Genomic DNA, 18022 nt, shown 5'->3' on the forward strand with positions numbered 1-18022 from the left:
TTCTAATACAGTCGGAGAATTTGAAGCATTTATAAAGGTAAGTACTTTTTATTGGCTTCGAGTGCTTGCAAAAAGGACAAAGTATCAACAAATAGAAGGAAATATTGGGGATGTGGTTTACATTGTTGCAGGGACAAAGGTTAAAAATAAATTAAGAGATCCCATATTAAAGGGAAAGATTATAGGAGCACCCATGATTACTTATAAAGGAATTGTAAAAAATGGGTGATTGATTTTACAAACTACGCTTAATACATATAAGTTGGATGAGATTTTTAGTAATTTAAAGGGATATGTATTGATAGTTAATGGTATAAAGCCCCATACCTCGTGAAAAAATATGGAGCTTTATTTTATGAGGTTTCCACACCGGTATCAGTTTGCTGATTCATCGTTATAAAATCTCCGAATTCTTCCATTAGCTTTGTATTTTCTTTAATTATACATCTTTTGAACATAGTAAATGGTGATGATGAGTCCAGTTGTTCATTTATTTCAAGTTTTAATCGTTCTTTAAGGGCAATTGTGTTAGTTGAAAAATATTTTTTTAAATTTGTAAGAAAGGCGAGTATCTCGTCTACTAAAGCTTCTCTTATATAGTTTGATTCCATTTTTTTCATTGTAGTTGTGCCATTATAAACCTTTTCGAGCAATTGTGCGGTTTGAACTACAGGAATATCTGAGCGTAAAGGATAAACTTCGACTTCTTTAAATGGAATAGGGTCAATATGAATTTTGATAGAGTTTTCTACATCGTCACTTAAATCTGTACAATTTAGTATATTTTCATAACCATCATTTTTAATATTATTACAATGAGAACAAGCTAAAAATAAATTAGACCAATCAAATTTCAATGTATGATTATTTTTATGTGGCTTAAAATGTTCAACATTAATAGTGGATGGATTTTTATATTCACATATATAGCATTTATTTTGAAAATCATTAGCCAACGTATGGAGTACACTAGCAATTGTGTATTTTCCACTTGCCTTTGCTCTTTCTGTTGCTAGTCCTTCAGGTTCAGGCATGGATTTTTTGAAATATATCATTCTTGATCACCTTCTAAAATCCTTTGTAAATCTATATAAGCTTTTTTTAGTTGCAGCTCTTTTGAATGAGGGTCTGATTCATTATCTAAATATTCATTTAAATCATTTAACCTTTCATGTTCTGTTGGATTTAGTGAATCAAAGTTATCAGTTAGTAACTCATATTCTTTCAATTTTTCTTTAACTATACTAGAATATTGATCCACCCCAAGAAAATCTTCGACGATAGACTTATACGAATAATTTGAAAAGTCCTCATAAGCAATTTTTTCGTGCAAATCATAGATAACAGCGTTACTCACAGAATTTAGAACAAAAGGTGAATGTGTAGAAATGATAAATTGAACATTAGGGAAAAAGTCTGTTAAAAATTTAAATATTTTCTTTTGTAAGGAAACATGTAAGTGAGCTTCAATCTCATCAATAATTACAATTCCTTCAATATCATAGATCTCCGTTCTCTGTCCTTCCATTCTCAAAATTAACTCTGTAACAATTGAGAGTATTGAAGAAAACCCACTTGACAAAGTTGTCAAATCGTATGGATCTTTTCCTGGTTCTATGATCTGAAAATTATAGTTTCTATAATCAAATTTTAACTTTAAGTTTTCATTTTCAAAGATAAATTTTAGATTTTGTTCTATGTAATCAAACCAATCTTCTAGTTTTTTGGAAGATTCTATATCTTGTTCCTGTCTTGCAAATGTAGCTTGTGTTTTTAAATCGACTAAGTATTTAAGAAATAAATGAGCAATATCGTCATTAATAGTATATTTTTTCTCTAGATTAATTTTTTCGACACCCTTTGGAATTAACATAGAACATGCTCTTGAAGCATTAAAGTAAGCGAGTAAAAACCGTCCTTCTTGAAAAAGATGATGGATTTCTTGAGAATTTTTTATATTTAATTCAATTTTTTCGCAATAGTTATCTATTAATGTAGTGAAATTTTCTATATCTCTACGCATACGATCTTGAGTATAGTAGTCCTCAACGTTATTACTTAATTCTAAATCATTATACAAAGCCAATTCTTTCCATTTTAATAATTCAGGAATTGAGTAATTTTCAAAAAGTTTTAAAAAATCTTTAATTCCTTCTAACAAGGAGGTTTTTCCAGATCCATTCTTCCCAGTTATAATTAGATGTTTAGATTTATGGTCATCAATAGGGATTGATATGTTTTTATGGTGTCTTACTTTGTTGATCCGAATTTCTTGTATGAAATGCTTGTTCACGTTCATGCCTCCTATATTTATAAGCTCAGTCTTTTAATATATACATTTTAACATATTAATAAAATAATTGGATTTTATTTATGATGTTTTGTTATTTTTGTTAAAAAGCAATTTTTTTGTACTAATTAGGTTATATTTCTGGATTAGTTTGACAAAAGAATTATATTATGAGATTTTAATAATTAAGTAAGGGGGCTTTCTATTCGACCTAATATAAAGAGTATATTAGGTAAGCTAATCACTTAAGCATAAGGATTCTCTATAGGGAATATAAACTATTCAACTTTTTGGAGCCCCCCTTGCTAATTTTTAAAGGGGTTAATTAGATGAATGAAATTACTAAAGCAGACATAAAAAATTTAATGGATAATAGGGTTTGGATTACTAAAAAAGCTAGAATGGAAGCAGAGGCGAGGATGAATCAGAGTCACTTGTTTACTCAATTATTAATTAATTACTATACATTCATTGTACTTGCATTTTCAATTGGGACGCTGGTTTCGCAAGACAGTAAAATGTCACTATTAACGGTTAATGCCTCAGTAGGTCTTTTTGGGTTATCGATATTTATTGGTGCTATGGGACATAGAGAAAAAGCACTACAGTATAAAGAATCGTACTTAAGTTTAAATGAATTAGAATTTGATTTAAAATATTTACTAAGAAATGAAAAAGAAGCTAAGGATGTTTTAGTTGATGAACTTAAAGTTTATGAAAAGAAGTATACAGAAATTTTAACTAAGTCAGAGAATCATAAAGATATTGATTACATAAAGGTGCTTATTAAGCATAATATGAAAGTTTCTACAAGGGATTTCTTTAGATATTATACTCAGAAAACGATGTATTTTGTATGTGGTTTTTTAGTAGTTGTTGCGCCTATAATTGGTACATTTATATATTTGAAATCATAGGAGGGCAGTATGACAGCAAGTGTGAATTTTAAGAGACAATACTCAATAAAACAATTAGAAAATACTTTTGATACATATATTAAATCAAATACTGCGGTTGGTATAGACAAGATGACTTACAAGTGCTTTTGTGAAAAGAAGGATGAATCCTTTGAGCTAATTAATAAAAAAGTAATTAGTGGAACATATAAATTTACTCCATATAAGGAAAAATTAATTATAAAATCAAGGAAATCATATCCACGATTAATTTCAATTCCTACTATAAGAGACAAAGTTGTTTTAAAAGCTTTACATTTAGCTTTGGCTGAGACTTTCGATGATATAATGCAGCCTTTGCCCCAAAAGTGCATTGAAGACATAAAAAGCAGTCTTCATAAATTTGATAGTTTTATTAAATTAGATATATCAAATTTTTATGGTAGCATTAAGCATGGTATATTAATTGATAAGCTGAAGAAAAAAATTAAGAAACCTGAAGTGTTATCTTTAATTTCTAAAGCTATAACTACTGTCACTGTATCAAGTGGAGATTCTAGAAGTAATGAAATAATCACTGAGGGAATTCCACAAGGGCTAGCTATTTCAAATATTTTAGCTCATATATATTTGAAAGATTTGGATTTAAAATTTAAAAATAAAAAAAATTTAGAATATGTTCGATATGTCGATGATATTATTATTTTATGCTCAGAGAAAAATATAAAGAAAATTTACGAAGAAATAAGGTATGAGCTAGAAGGGATTTATAATTTAAATATAAATTTGGATAAAACCAAGCTGGGAAGTATAGAAGAGGTTGGTTTTGATTTCTTGGGTTATTCTGTTAAAACATTAGGTACAGGGAGAGCAAAGTTAACAGTAAAGGAAGCGAATCGTAAAAGATTTGAAGATTCTATTGTGAAAATATTTGCACGGTATAAACATTCTAACGTAATGTCTCCAGAGCAGTTTATTTTTACTTTAAATAATAAAATATCGGGTGCAATTAGTAGTAAGGTTAGTGGAGATGTGTCGAAAGAATTTAAGTATGGATGGTTATTTTATTTCTCACAAATAGAAGATACAGGGATATTATACCATCTGGATTGGTTCATAGTAGAATTAATAACAAAATTTAATCTATCACATATTGATGGAAATTCTATAAAAAGTTTTGTGAAAGCATTCTATGAAATAAAATATAATTTAAGAGAGACAGAATATATCCATAGACCAGATGACTTAGCAATTGTAGATAAGAAAAAATTGTTAATAAAGATATTTAAAATTTCAGAACGTCAATTAAAGGATACATACACTATAGAAAAAATGTATAAGAAACTAATATATCAACCGATTAAAGAATATGAACAAGATATTCAAGGACTTATTTCATGAAAATATAATAAACTAATTATTTTTCTATGTATATATTTTCATTTAACATCTTACTTTCATTTTTGTATATAGGAATTTTATTCAAGAATAAAATATTAGGATTTTAAGATAGATAGTGAGTATACGTAAGCTGCACCCAAATTGTTAGGCAAACTCTAGCAATTGGAGGTGTATTTTTTATGACTAAATTTACTTCATTAGACAAAATGAATGCAGTCATACAATATCAAGGGGGAAGTGAAAATTTAAAAGATATTGCGAAATTATTTGGTAGAAACTAAAAAATTTATTTATGGTAAATATCTGAAGAGCTGGTTCAATACTAAGAAGTATAGTGTTAGTTTAACTTATGAGACTAGGGACTAAAGTATAGGATAATTAAGAAGATAATCAAAGTCATTCAAAACCCTCTTGAACATGCAATTGATTTAGAGTTAATAGGTAAAATGTTGAAGCTAAAAACAAGCTATCTAAAGATGATAAAAATAGCTAACTGTATGGAATCAACAGGAGTACAGCTGTTCTTAAAAGTTGCCCAGGAAAGCAGAAATTCTATTATCTTTCATTTAGCTCGGGTGACTTGAATGCTACAAGGTGAACTGCTAAGGTTGCGATGAAAAGACATGGAAAATAATATGACCGAACAAGCAAGTATGAGCCTAGGAAAATGGGCAGTTGAATTTGGACTCATCACTAGGCTTGAATATGACCTATTGCGTTCTAGGCACAGCAGTAAGGAATATCAAAAGCATATTAATATGGTAATCGAACGTGGCATCATTAAAGAAGGACAAACTAAGCTACTAGATGAATTCATGGCTCACTGTTTAGAGATATATAGACAATTAGCTAGAACCTTAGAGCATATGAAGAAATGCGGTATAATCTTATTCTATGAGAACTGGATGGGATATGGCGAAGGTGGAAAGATTAGTATAAGTCCTGGAATAATGAAGCAGATTCAAAAGACTAGACGTGAATTGATGAAAAAGTATGATGTTGTTGAGTTCAATCTAGTTGCTCATCGTAATGCTAAAAAGGTTAAAAACTTCAAGTGTGAATGGAAACAGATGTTGGCAGAAGTTAAGGATAAAGATGGTAATAAACTGGGAATTAAGTATTGCTGGAAAGAACACGCTGTGATATTGAAAACTACCAGTAAAGCGGTGCATCGATACCTTGAAATGTATTGTGTTGACGCATTAGAAGCCTATACGAATAAGAAAGACGTTTTTATAAATGAAAGTGGAGTGGAATACAACATTAAGCGTAAAGTTAACATTATGAAGAAAGCTGAAAAATGCCATTTGCAGATGCTTAAGAAATACAGCAAAAAGATTGAGTTTGTAGATGCAGAAGAAGAGATAATTAGACATTTTTAAACACAGCAAGAACTTAAGGATATTCTTGCAGGATTTGACCAAGAATACAAGCGGTTACATCTTAAGAAGCTGTATATGGAGCGTATGGAACAGTTATTCGATTTATATAACTTTAAAAGAATATAGTAATATATGACACTTTGAAGGAGCCTCTTAATTGAGGCTCTTTTTTATATTGGAATAGATGATTGAACATGGCATTGGAATTCACTACATTGGTTACACAATAACTAATAAAACTAGTCTTTTATTATCTGCTTACAAATGAAATGGTTAGGAAAAAAATTTAAAGGTCAGGTTTAAACACCCTGTTTTCTATTTAAATATTTATGCAAAAAGATGTGGTATAATCTTCCTGTATTAACTTTTAAAGTACAGGCTATGTTTGAAATTTATGTAAGTCAAAGTTATCCATTTAGGATAATGAATCGATGGGAATTTTGTTTAAGAAAACTGTAAATTAGATGGAGGAAATTGTTTTGAATAGTTATCTAATTCCATATTTAGACCCAAAGAAGAATGGTGGCGAAGAAGACCCGCTTTTCTCAGAGTACACTTATGGAGATAAAGGGAATCGAGGAGAAATCTTAAAAACTAAAATTTCAGAGGGGGACTTCCTGTTTTTTTACAAAAGTATAGAAAATAACCCATGTATCACTGCATTTTACGAAGTGGAAAAAGTTTTGGATATTCATAAAGCAAAAATGGATAATACAGTCATGATGAAATATCGAAACCCTCACTTATTTAGAAATGAAATTCAAGAGAATGAAGTAATTGTTTTTGGAAATCCAGAGAAATCAATGATATTGGATACGCCCCTGGTAGTTAACGAAACATTACTAGAGGAATTATCGATTGACTATAATCCATCTCCGAATCATACAGAATTGCAAGCACTTACGTTAAAGCTAAGATGGAAGCGATTAAATAATTCGCAAGTAAAACTATTACTCAAGAAAGTGAATCTGCTACATAATGAGAGTTTTCTAACACTTCAAAAAGAATTAGAATTACCGATTGTTTTGGATAAAACCGAAAAAGAATCGGTTGTTAAGGCACGTATAGGTCAGTCAATTTTTAAAAAGGCACTTTTAGCTGTAGAAAAGAAATGTAAACTGTGTGGTGTATCGGATGAACGATTCTTAGTAGCTAGCCATATTAAGAGATGGAGTCAATCTAATCATAAAGAACGATTAGATGTTAATAATGGATTGCTATTATGTCCTAACCATGATGCGTTATTTGATAAGGGATATATTAGTTTTGATAATAATGGAACAATTTTGGTTACAAGTACTTTGGATGAAGTGACGAACGTCTTTCTTAATATCAATAAAACTATGAATATTAGGATGAATGAGGGGCAACGGGAGTACATGAAATGGCATAGGGATAGTATCTTTAAAAGTTAATTGTAATTTGAAATTTTAAAAAATCAAATAAGTAAATGTATAAATTGAAATTATTTTAGGAGGCAGGTTAATTTGAGTTTATTAAACTACTTTCCATTATCAGACCCGCAGCAGGATAATGATGTTCTTGGGTTTGAAGCAGAAGCCAAACATATTGCAGAATTTATAAATAATCATACTCCATTATATCCATTTGCTATAGCTATAAATGGACCATGGGGTTCAGGGAAATCTACTATGGCAAATTTTGTAATGAATAACCTAAATATGTCTTGTGAAGCTATACCATTTAATCCTTGGTTAGTTTCGGATAAAGAAACACTTATTTCAAGTCTATTTGAGGAAATATTCATAAGGCTAAGGAGGAAAGATGAAAATACTAATGGAGTAAGCAAAGAACTAAGCCATCAGTTTTTGGCTTATACTAAGAAAGTGTTACCTACAACTGTAAAGGCATTAACTTATGCAACTTCACTTTATCTTGGGATTGAAGAAAGAAATGCCAATTTCATATCGGGGGTTATGGGGGATTTCTCTAAAGAGATAAAAGAAGAGTATGAAAACATGCCTCTTAGCGAATTGAAAAAAAACCTAGAAACAGAAATGAAAAAAGAGTATGTTGATAGAAACAAAAAAATAGTAGTGTTTATTGATGAAATTGATAGACTTTTACATGATGAAATTGTAACAGTTTTAAAAATGATTAGGTCTACTCTTAATTTACCAGGGTTATTTTTTGTTATTTCAATGGATTATAATGCTGTTATAGAGGCATTGAAAGAGTCTGGTATCAAGGAGCCGAACTATTACTTAGAGAAGATATTTCAATTCAATTATCATATAAATACGAAAAACCAAATTAGAACATTAGTGCAAAAAATCATGTATCCAATATTTGAATCACGTAGTGAAGAAGCTTATAAAGATTTGAAAGTAGCTATAGAGGCTTATTTTTTAAGGAATAAGGATTATCATTTGATAAGTATTGATAATTTCGAGAACTTCACAAATGATTTTGGGCTAAGTACAGTAGATTATATGTTATACCAGCTAAATGGATATGAAAAAGGAAATGCGGCTGAGAGCCACAGTGAAATATGTAATATTATTATCGAGGATTTAAATATTGAAGTTCCTAGAAACTTCATTAATTTGACCAATTATATTTTAGAGTTTTGGCCAAGGTTTTATATGGAACTTTTTAAAAATGTGGAGAAATGTAACTTTAATATTAAACCGGCGTTTCTACTCTTTCTCCTAAAGTACAAATACCCAAAGTATTGCGAAACAACTTATATTTTTGAGAATAAAGGCGATAATCTACCTAACTTTGTTCAAGAAATTCGAGGACATATAAACTATTATATACCAAAGTTTGTGAAATATAATGTATCTCCAAGGGAGGAGAGAATGGATGATAGTTTCCTGAGACTAGCTGTAGGCTTGCTAAATAAATCCCCAGACCAGATAGAGGAGCTTGGTTTATTAGCTGAAAGAAAGAGAGTATTGTTAGAGAAACAATCTAATGTAATGAAAGAATTTTTGGCAATAATGGACAAAGAAAGAAATAAGGAAGAAGCATGATAAACTGTTTGATGTTGCTTTTCAATTTATACCTTTTATAAAATTTTGATATCTTCAAAATATAATTAATGGAATACACAAACTATCTGTATTTCATTTTAAATGACCATTTTAATGTAGGGAGTTAGTAAGAAAATTAATAATTTGGTATTTTTGGTAGAAAACTATAATAATTGTTGAGTTTAAATTTAAAAAATTCAAAAAACACTCACAAATAATTTTGTAAACTGATATAGTGTTCTTACTATAAAAATAGGAGAATTAGAAAGAATGATTGAAGTACGGGATAAAAATAAATCTATACTTAATTGGTTGAGTAATAATTTTGAACGCTATTCATCACGACAAATGGACAATATTGCAGTTTGTTCTTATTATTATTATCGTTCTTATAACTATACTAATGTTGATTCATACAACATTCTTAGAGGATTAATGGCAGCTTTAGAATTCAGTGTGGAATGGAGAATTAGTGAAAATAAGGAAGCACTTATTTATCGATATGATTTAAAGAAAAGAATTTATCTGAAGAGATTTTATTATGATTTCTTACGCTATATAAAATATCATACCCTATTATTTGAAGAAATAGATAGGATAATTGAACAAGAATATTATGAGGGGAAATGTGATAAAATAGAAATTTTTGATATTGTATGTGCTAGATGTGGGGAAGAAATAGTCGGAAATTTCATAGAGTTTATTACTAGAGAAAGACCACATGATAACATAGAGTTAAATAGAATAGAAATTATTAATTCGTTAGAGGCGATATTTAATGCCTACAAAAATCCTTACATGTATTCTGAAAAAAATGTAGACGAGAATGTTTTAATGGACTTCATGAATATAATATCGTCTGATAATGTGGATTATTACCATATATTCAATTTTTTCAGTTGGTTGAAAAAATTGAATGTGGATATGTATATTACTAAAAAGGAATTACACTCTAAAATTAAAGAGTATATTTTGCAGAGTGGCTTAGGATTCAATAATCAAATGCAAAGTACCTTATCCCGTAGCTTTTATGGTAACAAATCTGCAGTTAATATCTTAAGATTTCTTCAGGGGAAAGCTAAAAACTATCATCTTAGTTATCAAAGATACACTGATGTCTTTAGTCATGGGATATTATTATTAAAACGTGATACTGATTTCAAAGATTTGAAAGTGGAAAGTTGGGATGCATTACAAAGAATAACAGGTAATATATTGGATATTTACTATTGTAATGATGAAGTCAAAGGTAAATTGTCGGGTTATGGCGTTCTGGAAAAATTAGAACAGCTTAATGTTTCTATTACCGATTTACCAGCTCTGTTGTTATGGAGAGAAGATATTAATGATTTTAATTTGATTAGTTTTCGTAACCTGAATAAAGAATCTTATATCGATATCATAGTAAACTATGTTGAGTCTATTAAAAAAGACTTATATGTAGGGTTAGAAGATGGAAATCGGATATTTGAGAAAGCTTTTATTAGTGCAAGTAATGAAGCTGTTAGATTAATGAATGAAAAGAGGGGAATAAATTTGGTATACATTAACAAGAATGAAGGAACACAACAAGGGAATTTTGGACATTTTGGTACTATGACAGATAATACAATAATTGCAAATGAACAAGGTGCAATTGAAAATTTAAGTATAAGTTCTGTACAAATAAATGAATTGAAGGAGATAGTAAGTAAACTTTCGTCTTTGAATGTTAAAGATTTAGAGGTATCAAAAAAAATGGAGATAACGCTAGAATTACAAAGGTTTGTTGAAACTTGCGAAAGAGAAGGTGTAAATGAACAGGAAAAGAAATTAGGGCTTAGAAAGTGGAGAGATTTTGTCGCAAATAATCATCCAAAAGTACTTTTAGCAATGGGAGCTGTTGCGGATATTATAACTATCAGTGCACCTCTATTGAAGTTATTAGGGTTATCTCAGCAATAAAAAATAGAGGAATATATTGTTAAGTTTTCAGTGAAAGGTAAGGTTTTCATGTGCAATTAAGCACTGATATAAAAAATCGTTTATAGTTATTGGAATTTGTCAAGAAAGGTAGAGAGATTGAAGAATAACCAATCCCTCTGCCTATTTTTATTTCAAATGAAACTAGTGGGTTAACTGAAATGAAGAAGTAAAGACGATATACTTGTGATTATATTAAACTTTCTGTTTAAGTGAAGTCTGTTGAAACCATCAGTAAATAATATAGTTTTTCAATTAATCCGTTAGAAAATATACATAGATAATATTCATTTTATCTTTATGCTGGTATGGCTTAAATTTCAAGTTCATAATGCTAAATTATCCGCTATAATAAAACTACCATATACAGCACAGTTAAGGACTCCAAGGAGGCTCTTAACGATGAAAGGAAGCGTTAAAAAAGATAAGAAAACAGGAAAGTATTTTTATATTGTAGATATTGGTATTGACCCACTAACAGGTAGAAGAAAGCAAAAGAAGAAGAGGGGATTCATTACCAAAAAAGAAGCAAAAAATGCTTTAACAAAGCTGCTTTCGGAAGTTCATACTGGAACATACGTAGAACCTAGTAAGCTATTTTATGGTGAATATCTTGAGAGTTGGTTTAATACAAAGAAGCACAGCGTTGGTATCCAAACAGCAAAGGTACTGAAAGAGTACTTAAACAGTCGTATCATCCCTTCTCTTGGCAATATCAAACTAGCTAAGTTAACATCATTGCATATGCAAAACTATATCAATTCACTGCGGGATGAAGGTTTAAAGAGAGGAACAATTGAGAAGATAATCAAAATCATTAGGAACTCTCTTGAACATGCAATTGATTTAGAGTTAATTACTAAAAATGTTGCAGCTAAGACTAAAATGCCAAAAGGTGATAAAGAAGAGTTAACCGTATGGAATGTTCTTAAAAGCTGCACAAGACAGTAGATATTCTATGGTCTTTCATATGGCTCTTGTGACTGGAATGCGACAAGGTGAATTGCTAGGGTTACGCTGGAAAGATGTTGATTTAGAAAAGGGACATTTAACTATTAGCCAAACATTAAGTCATGATGGGAAGACATTCTTAGTTGGAGGAAAGACGAAATCAAGTTTAAGAAAGATACTATTACCTGCATCAACAGTAGCAAAGCTAAAGAAACATAGAGCATTCGTATTGAAAGAGAAGCTGAGTCAAGGTAAGGAATACCAAGACAATAACTTGGTGATGTGTACTCCTTCTGGAACGCCAATCAATCCTGCTAATGTTAGAAGAAGTCTAAACGCTTTGATTAAGAAAGTGGCTGTGCCAAAGATTCGGTTTCATGATTTACGTCATACGCATGCTACTATGCTATTGGCTAAAGGTGTAAATGTAAAAGTGATTTCTGAGCGATTAGGACATAGTAATTTCAAAATTACATTAGACACTTACTCACATATTTTACCAACGATGCAAGAAGATGCAGCTAACAAAATAGAAGAGATTTTGTAGTAAATGTGACCAATTCTGTGACCACTAGCGTTATAGAGAGCAAGTTTACAAAATAAAAACCGCATCAAATGTTAATTTGACACGGTTTTTAACAGTATGACCCCGGAGAGGCTCGAACTCACGACCTCCACCCTGTCAAGGTGGAGGTTTATTTGATTACTTTTCTTCTTGCATTAAAAATTTCCAAAAACGTTTTAATTCTTCACGCTTTTGAGAAGGTGCAAATTTTATATCTTTTAGCCATTGATCTAGTTCTATTTTGTTTCCGTCCTCTGTAACATTAAAATCTCGCCCTAGAAGAAAATCGGTAGATACATTAAAGTAATCTGCTATACGTATCAAGGTATTGTAATCAGGTTGACGTTCATTCCGTTCGTACATACCAATTGTACTTTCACTTAACTGAAGCGAGTGAGCAAGTTCTTTTTGCGTAATGCCTCTTTGTTTTCTTAAATCACGAATTATATTTCCAAACGTTTTCATTCTATCACCTGATAATATATTAACACAATATGTGTTAATATATTAAAATTTTTAAGAGTTGATAATTAGAATCTATTGACAACACAATGTGTGCAGTTTATATTTTAAATAACAACACGAAATGTGGTTTTAGGGGGAGAAGACATGAATTATGAAAGAGTGGCCAAAAATCTAATTAATTTAAGAAATGAAAAATCTAGAGAAGAAGTGGCAAGGGCTGTGGGAATCAGTGTTAGTACATTGCAAATGTATGAAAATGGTCAGAGGATTCCACGGGATAATATAAAAATAAAATTAGCAAATTTTTATGGTGTTACAGTCCAAACAATTTTTTTTGATTCAGAACAACACGAAGTGTGTTGAATAATATTAGATTTTTAAGATTATGTAGTTATTTTTTAGAAATGTAAGTTTGGAAAGTGTTTTAGGAAATTTTACATAAAAAATAATGTTTTTATCATTATATATAAATAAAAGGAGTGTATTTGCATGAATATGAAAACATTTGAAATGCGTGAAAAACGATTAGCAGAACTACTAGGCGCAAAAGTACTATGGGAATTTATAAGTGCTGTCACAGAGGAAATTGAAAAACAAGAATTAGAGTCTACACCAGGTTTATTAGAAGATCTATTTGTACATGTGAAAGAAACCATTCAAATTCAAAATATGAATCAACGCATAACAAAAGCCCCTGTAAAAACAGAGGCTGATGGTATAAATAAAGATACATTATTTATGGAAGCATATGTAGAATTAATCAATCATAAGTTTGTTATTTCTGAATTAGCTGTAGAGCTTTCATCTGTTCTAAAAGAATTAAATTGTTTTGTTCAATCATCTTTGCCACAGCTTCAAAGTGAGCTTGATTCTCAAGAACCTCAATCTGCTTCTCTTTAGGGAGTGATTGAAGTATTTCTTTTATTTCTTTACACTCATATATGTTATTCTCCGAGTCTTCAATTAATTTATTGCGTCGATTGGTGTATTCAAGTGCACCTAAAGTCGCTAATGCGCGAGGATCTAATCCTAGAATTTCCATGTATTCCTCTCCTTTCCTCTACAATAATTCGATAGGGGAAAGGAGATTCCTTTAATGATTTGGTAAAATTGTGAAAGGTGACACTTATGTTAACTTGAATATCTATTACTAACTTATTCTGTATAAAAAATAGCTGCACAAAAGTACAGCTAGTCTTCTTCACAAATTTATATGGCCTTGATGACGAATTGGGATTGAGGTATATATAGTAATTGAGCTGCTAAGGAAGTTGTTGTATTAGCAAATGGGTATGCTTCTTTATAAAGAAATTTACTATACACTATTTCATTCATTTCAAAGGTCGTATACAGTTTTTTAAGGATTTTTTGAGAAAATTTATTTGTACAAGCAGCAATAAAATCATAATCTCTTTTACTTATTTCTTGAATGGCATGTGAAAGAAGGGTAGTGACTATACCACTTCCCATCCAATCTGGATGACAAGCGCCCATATCTAGATAGACCAATTTTTCTTTATCTAAATGAGAAAACTCAATAGATTCTGTCTCTAATGTATCTAAAAGTTGAAAAATAGGTTCCATTTGCGGGCATAGTTCAATCGCTTTCTCTGTATCTATTAGTGGCTGAGTTAATTTTTTTGTTAAAAGAACTCCAACAATTTGAAAATTTTCTATTGCTACAAATGACATAGCTTGAGATACAGCTTGTTTCATCATTTCTTCGCACATTTTGTGAAAAGGAGCAAAAGGAATTTGTAAACTGCTTACAAGAGGTTCATTATTCACAAAAGAATGCGCAAGTAAATGTGCTGCATCTTTCACGTGGTGTGTATCAAGTAGCTCTATATTCATATGTTTTTCCTCTTTCCTGATATAGTTAATAGTAATTAAAAGGATTAAAAATTTTATTTCATTTAGTTAAGTTTAATTATTAAAGCGCTAACAAATATGATTATTAAACATATGAATAAATCTGTTTAGTAGCAATCGAAATATGTTTATAAAGAAATTCTACGATCTCATCTATACATTCAACAGTTGTATATGGAGAGATAGAAAAGAATTTTAATGTAGAAATCGGATTTCTATCATAACTGTTTATTACATCTACTACACAAGAACGAGTTGTATCACCAAAAAATACTTGATCACGATTTTTTCCTAGGTAATTAAATAGTTCTATATTTAATCGGTTTGTATCCTCAATCTCTTCTTTTGTTGCAAGGCCTATTCGTTCTTTTTCCCAATTTTCTTGGCCATCTCCATTCATATAGAAGCGGAAAGTTGTAATTGGTCCATATGTAAAATCATTTGTGATTGCGACTTGAGGGAGGGCCTTGCGCAACTTCTCTCTAAATAATAGATTTACACGAATATAATTTGCTAATATTTTTTGATATCCTTCAATTCCAAAGGCTAATAGATTGATATACATTGGAATAGCACTACCAGATCGTGAACATTCTAAGGTATAGCCTGTATGATAACTTCCATATGACCTATTACCAAGATAAGGTGTGTCATCTTGTTCAATGTCCATCAGTTGTAAATCAGTATGATTTTTTACGATTAAAATACTTGAAGCATAAGGTGTTTGTCCTAATTTATGAAAATCAAAACATACACTATCAGCAAGTGCCATGTATTGCATTTTATCTTGTACGTATAGTAAAGCATTTTTTAAGTTAGGTTCAAATGAAAGTGGATTTTCTTCGAAATTATAATTATTAAAGAAACTATAGAATCCACCCATTGCAGAATCCGCATGGATATAAATAGGTTTTAATTTATATTTTTTTTGTATTGCTTCAGCGCTCTCTTTTATTTTTTTTATATCATCAATGGTAAAAGTATCTGTTGACCCCATAGTAGCTAGAATATAAAGGGGGATACCACCATTATTAATAACTTGTATCATTTTTGCCTCTAAATCATCTATATCCATAGAATTTGAATAAGGATCAGTTTTCACTTTAATTAAGTGATTTGATCCAATGCCAGTTGCTTCAGCTGATTTTAATAAACTATAGTGTGCATTTTCAGAAGCAAAGCAATATACATTTTGTGGAGCACCATATTCTTTTGCTAATGGGAATTGTTTAGAAATTGCTAAACGTAAGCTCGAAAATACACAACCTTGTCCACCCCATGTTGTATAACCACCGCTATTATGCGGATTATAACCAATCAGTTTTGAAAGCATGGATACAACTTTTACTTCTGCTTCTGCGGCCCCTGGGCCATAGACATCCCAAACACCATTACCATTTAAAAGTGCCATGGTTAGTATACCCAATAATGATGGAACACTTGGTAGTGGTACTGCGTTCGATAAATAGTATTTATTTGGATAAGGATGGCCATTCATAAATTGGTTTAGCTCTTCTATAACCTCAGACATAGTGATGCCAGCTAGTGGAATATGACTTTGGTGAATTAAGTCATTGTAGTATCCTTCTGATTTTTCCTCACATTTACCTAAAGTAGCTCGCTCTTCATTTTTTAATCGGTCAAGATTTTTAATTATTTTCTGCATAGATTCTAATAAAAGTTGTTGTTTTTCTTCATTTCCGTCAACGCTCGGAAATAATTTTAAAATATCTTGCATGCAGTCACTTCTCCTTGTGAAAAACTGGATTTTTATTTTACTTGGTTAAACATAAGGGTGTAATAATTTGTAATTGCCCTTTTGAATACTTAGAAATGAGGAGCTATTTAGAAAAAAATGTAATTCCATAGAAGATTATATGAACTATGGAATTTAAAGTAAAGAAAAATTTTTTGATTTATTTTAAAAAAAGTAATTGTGAGATAATGAAGTTTCTAAAAATATGTCTGAATTAATTGTTTATTTAATTTGCATTTTGTCCTAGTATGTATTCAACTAGTGTAGTAGATATTTTAATCTAATGTAGAACGTATTATAAGGTAGTTGAATAAAAGGGTTCAACTACCTTATAAACTGTAGATATTGTTGGAAAAAGATAAAAAAATAGGGTGGAAGTGCTAAAGATATGTTCTAGTGGAGAAGAAGTAGTATGGATTTGGTAGAAAAATCAGCATGATTTTTTATGGATTAATAATTATTCGATCAAAGTTTTTTTATGAATTCAATTTCATTATCTAATAATAATGGACGAATTAAGTGTGAAGAATTTTCTTCAACTTGGGTAGAATTTTTTGCACCAGGAATAGCAACTGAAACGGCTGGGTGACTTAAAACATAACGTAAAGCAACTTGTGCTAAACTTCGATTTGAACGTACAAGTGAACGTAATTTCTCTACTGTGTTTAAGCTATCTTTAAACCACTTTTTTTTTGGCCAATCTTTTCTTAAATCATCGTCTGGAAATTGAGTTTCATGATTAAATTTCCCAGTTAAAATTCCCATCTTAAGTGGACCTCTTATCACAGCACCTAAATTATGTTTTTCAATATAAGGAAGGATGTCTTTTTCGGGTTCTTTATTCAAAATACTATAATCGAATTGTACGACATCTAAATCATTATCCCGATTAAAATGTTTTATATAATCTAAATCATTAGTAGAAACACCAACAGCTCTTACTTTGCCAGATTTTTTTAAGGTTTGGAAAGCTTGTAGAAAGGCTTCTGTTTCTTCAGGTTTATCCCACCAAATATGACAAAAGTACACATCTATATAATCCGTTTTAAGCCGCAGTAAACTAGCCTCAAACGCATCAATGATCTTTTGAGGATCTCCATAAACGGCTGGTTGATTGGGGTCATAATGATGACCAATTAATCCACCTTTTGTAGAAAGAATGATATCCTGTCTGCGATTATTTATTGCTTTTGCAACGAGTGTTTCACTATGACCTAGTCCATAAACGTCAGCAGTGTCAATAAAATTGACCCCTAGGTCAATTGCTTTTTCAATTGCATCAAGTGATTCATTATCTTTTACTGTACCCCATTCATCTCCACCAATTGCCCAAGAACCGAATCCTATCTCTGAAACTATTAATCCTGTGTTACCTAATAATCTATATTCCATTATGTACGGACTCCTCTTTTACAGTTTATGTTATAAGAAGTATATATAGTGACCAGTTGGAATATTCTTGAATTTATTTTCGGAGAATAAA

The 18022-nt window shown here is 30.5% G+C and carries 14 protein-coding genes and 2 pseudogenes; 10 read left to right on the plus strand and 6 right to left on the minus strand.

Annotation, left to right across the window (positions count from 1 at the left end; all coding sequences use genetic code 11):
- Positions 1 to 229: pseudogene (locus tag RT27_RS35355) on the plus strand (hypothetical protein); the annotation flags it as partial.
- Between the two features lie 124 nt (positions 230 to 353).
- Here the strand turns inward: RT27_RS35355 and RT27_RS23450 are convergent.
- Together RT27_RS23450 and RT27_RS23455 are read right to left on the minus strand one after the other, a co-directional pair.
- On the minus strand, positions 354 to 1055 hold the full coding sequence (locus RT27_RS23450; protein WP_052497717.1) for an HNH endonuclease: 702 nt from the start codon (positions 1053 to 1055) through the stop codon (positions 354 to 356).
- Positions 1052 to 2293, minus strand: a complete 1242-nt coding sequence (locus RT27_RS23455; protein WP_043937700.1) for an AAA family ATPase — start codon at positions 2291 to 2293, stop codon at positions 1052 to 1054. Before RT27_RS23455 ends, RT27_RS23450 begins: the two co-directional genes overlap by 4 nt.
- Before the next feature lie 326 nt (positions 2294 to 2619).
- Here RT27_RS23455 and RT27_RS23460 point away from each other — a divergent pair, with 326 nt between their 5' ends.
- The 7 genes and pseudogenes from RT27_RS23460 to RT27_RS23495 all read left to right on the plus strand — a co-directional run bounded on the left by RT27_RS23460 (position 2620) and on the right by RT27_RS23495 (position 12428).
- The gene (locus tag RT27_RS23460) at positions 2620 to 3207 is read left to right on the plus strand and encodes an SLATT domain-containing protein (protein WP_043937701.1); all 588 of its coding nucleotides are present in this window, start codon (positions 2620 to 2622) and stop codon (positions 3205 to 3207) included.
- Between the two features lie 9 nt (positions 3208 to 3216).
- Positions 3217 to 4587 (plus strand): reverse transcriptase domain-containing protein, encoded by a 1371-nt coding sequence (locus RT27_RS23465; protein WP_043937702.1) that lies wholly within the window; start codon positions 3217 to 3219, stop codon positions 4585 to 4587.
- A gap of 623 nt (positions 4588 to 5210) precedes the next feature.
- On the plus strand, positions 5211 to 5969 hold the full coding sequence (locus tag RT27_RS23475) for a hypothetical protein (RefSeq protein WP_043937704.1): 759 nt from the start codon (positions 5211 to 5213) through the stop codon (positions 5967 to 5969).
- Positions 5970 to 6448: 479 nt separating this feature from the next.
- Positions 6449 to 7384 (plus strand): HNH endonuclease, encoded by a 936-nt coding sequence (locus RT27_RS23480; protein ID WP_043937705.1) that lies wholly within the window; start codon positions 6449 to 6451, stop codon positions 7382 to 7384.
- 72 nt (positions 7385 to 7456) lie between these two features.
- On the plus strand, positions 7457 to 8968 hold the full coding sequence (locus tag RT27_RS32495; RefSeq protein WP_052497716.1) for a P-loop NTPase fold protein: 1512 nt from the start codon (positions 7457 to 7459) through the stop codon (positions 8966 to 8968).
- Between the two features lie 270 nt (positions 8969 to 9238).
- Positions 9239 to 10912: a hypothetical protein gene (locus RT27_RS23490; RefSeq protein WP_043937706.1), complete on the plus strand. Its 1674-nt coding sequence runs from the start codon at positions 9239 to 9241 to the stop codon at positions 10910 to 10912.
- A 420-nt stretch (positions 10913 to 11332) separates the two neighbouring features.
- Positions 11333 to 12428 (plus strand): annotated as a pseudogene (locus RT27_RS23495) (site-specific integrase).
- 156 nt (positions 12429 to 12584) lie between these two features.
- On the opposite strand, the gene RT27_RS23500 reads toward RT27_RS23495, so the two are convergent.
- A complete protein-coding gene (locus RT27_RS23500; protein WP_000846668.1) occupies positions 12585 to 12911 on the minus strand; it encodes a helix-turn-helix transcriptional regulator in 327 nt (108 codons plus the stop codon).
- 144 nt (positions 12912 to 13055) lie between these two features.
- On the opposite strand from RT27_RS23500, the gene RT27_RS23505 reads away from it, so the two are divergent.
- Both RT27_RS23505 and RT27_RS23510 read left to right on the plus strand, forming a co-directional pair.
- Positions 13056 to 13274 (plus strand): helix-turn-helix transcriptional regulator, encoded by a 219-nt coding sequence (locus RT27_RS23505; protein ID WP_001105582.1) that lies wholly within the window; start codon positions 13056 to 13058, stop codon positions 13272 to 13274.
- Between the two features lie 126 nt (positions 13275 to 13400).
- Positions 13401 to 13811, plus strand: coding sequence for a hypothetical protein (locus RT27_RS23510; protein ID WP_043937707.1), 411 nt, complete (start codon positions 13401 to 13403; stop codon positions 13809 to 13811).
- A 309-nt stretch (positions 13812 to 14120) separates the two neighbouring features.
- Here the strand turns inward: RT27_RS23510 and RT27_RS23515 are convergent, their stop codons facing one another.
- The 3 genes from RT27_RS23515 to RT27_RS23525 form a co-directional block, all read right to left on the minus strand.
- Positions 14121 to 14765 (minus strand): hypothetical protein, encoded by a 645-nt coding sequence (locus tag RT27_RS23515; RefSeq protein ID WP_043937708.1) that lies wholly within the window; start codon positions 14763 to 14765, stop codon positions 14121 to 14123.
- Between the two features lie 103 nt (positions 14766 to 14868).
- A complete protein-coding gene (locus RT27_RS23520; RefSeq protein ID WP_043937709.1) occupies positions 14869 to 16521 on the minus strand; it encodes a pyridoxal-dependent decarboxylase in 1653 nt (550 codons plus the stop codon).
- 483 nt (positions 16522 to 17004) lie between these two features.
- Positions 17005 to 17931 (minus strand): aldo/keto reductase, encoded by a 927-nt coding sequence (locus RT27_RS23525; protein ID WP_043937710.1) that lies wholly within the window; start codon positions 17929 to 17931, stop codon positions 17005 to 17007.
- Between the last annotated feature and the right edge of the window lie 91 nt (positions 17932 to 18022).

Origin of the sequence: Bacillus sp. L_1B0_5 (assembly GCF_000836715.1) — a bacterium.
Lineage (GTDB): Bacteria > Bacillota > Bacilli > Bacillales > Bacillaceae_G > Bacillus_A > Bacillus_A thuringiensis_S.

Excerpts from the sequence above, each read along its gene's own strand:
- RT27_RS23450 (WP_052497717.1), bottom strand. The coding sequence starts at position 1,055 with ATGATATATTTCAAAAAATCCATGCCTGAACCTGAAGGACTAGCAACA.
- RT27_RS23515 (WP_043937708.1), bottom strand. The coding sequence starts at position 14,765 with ATGAATATAGAGCTACTTGATACACACCACGTGAAAGATGCAGCACAT.
- RT27_RS23525 (WP_043937710.1), bottom strand. The coding sequence starts at position 17,931 with ATGGAATATAGATTATTAGGTAACACAGGATTAATAGTTTCAGAGATA.
- RT27_RS23510 (WP_043937707.1), top strand. The coding sequence starts at position 13,401 with ATGAATATGAAAACATTTGAAATGCGTGAAAAACGATTAGCAGAACTA.
- RT27_RS23475 (WP_043937704.1), top strand. The coding sequence starts at position 5,211 with ATGGAAAATAATATGACCGAACAAGCAAGTATGAGCCTAGGAAAATGG.
- RT27_RS23460 (WP_043937701.1), top strand. The coding sequence starts at position 2,620 with ATGAATGAAATTACTAAAGCAGACATAAAAAATTTAATGGATAATAGG.
- RT27_RS23490 (WP_043937706.1), top strand. The coding sequence starts at position 9,239 with ATGATTGAAGTACGGGATAAAAATAAATCTATACTTAATTGGTTGAGT.
- RT27_RS23520 (WP_043937709.1), bottom strand. The coding sequence starts at position 16,521 with ATGCAAGATATTTTAAAATTATTTCCGAGCGTTGACGGAAATGAAGAA.
- RT27_RS23500 (WP_000846668.1), bottom strand. The coding sequence starts at position 12,911 with ATGAAAACGTTTGGAAATATAATTCGTGATTTAAGAAAACAAAGAGGC.
- RT27_RS23505 (WP_001105582.1), top strand. The coding sequence starts at position 13,056 with ATGAATTATGAAAGAGTGGCCAAAAATCTAATTAATTTAAGAAATGAA.
- RT27_RS23465 (WP_043937702.1), top strand. The coding sequence starts at position 3,217 with ATGACAGCAAGTGTGAATTTTAAGAGACAATACTCAATAAAACAATTA.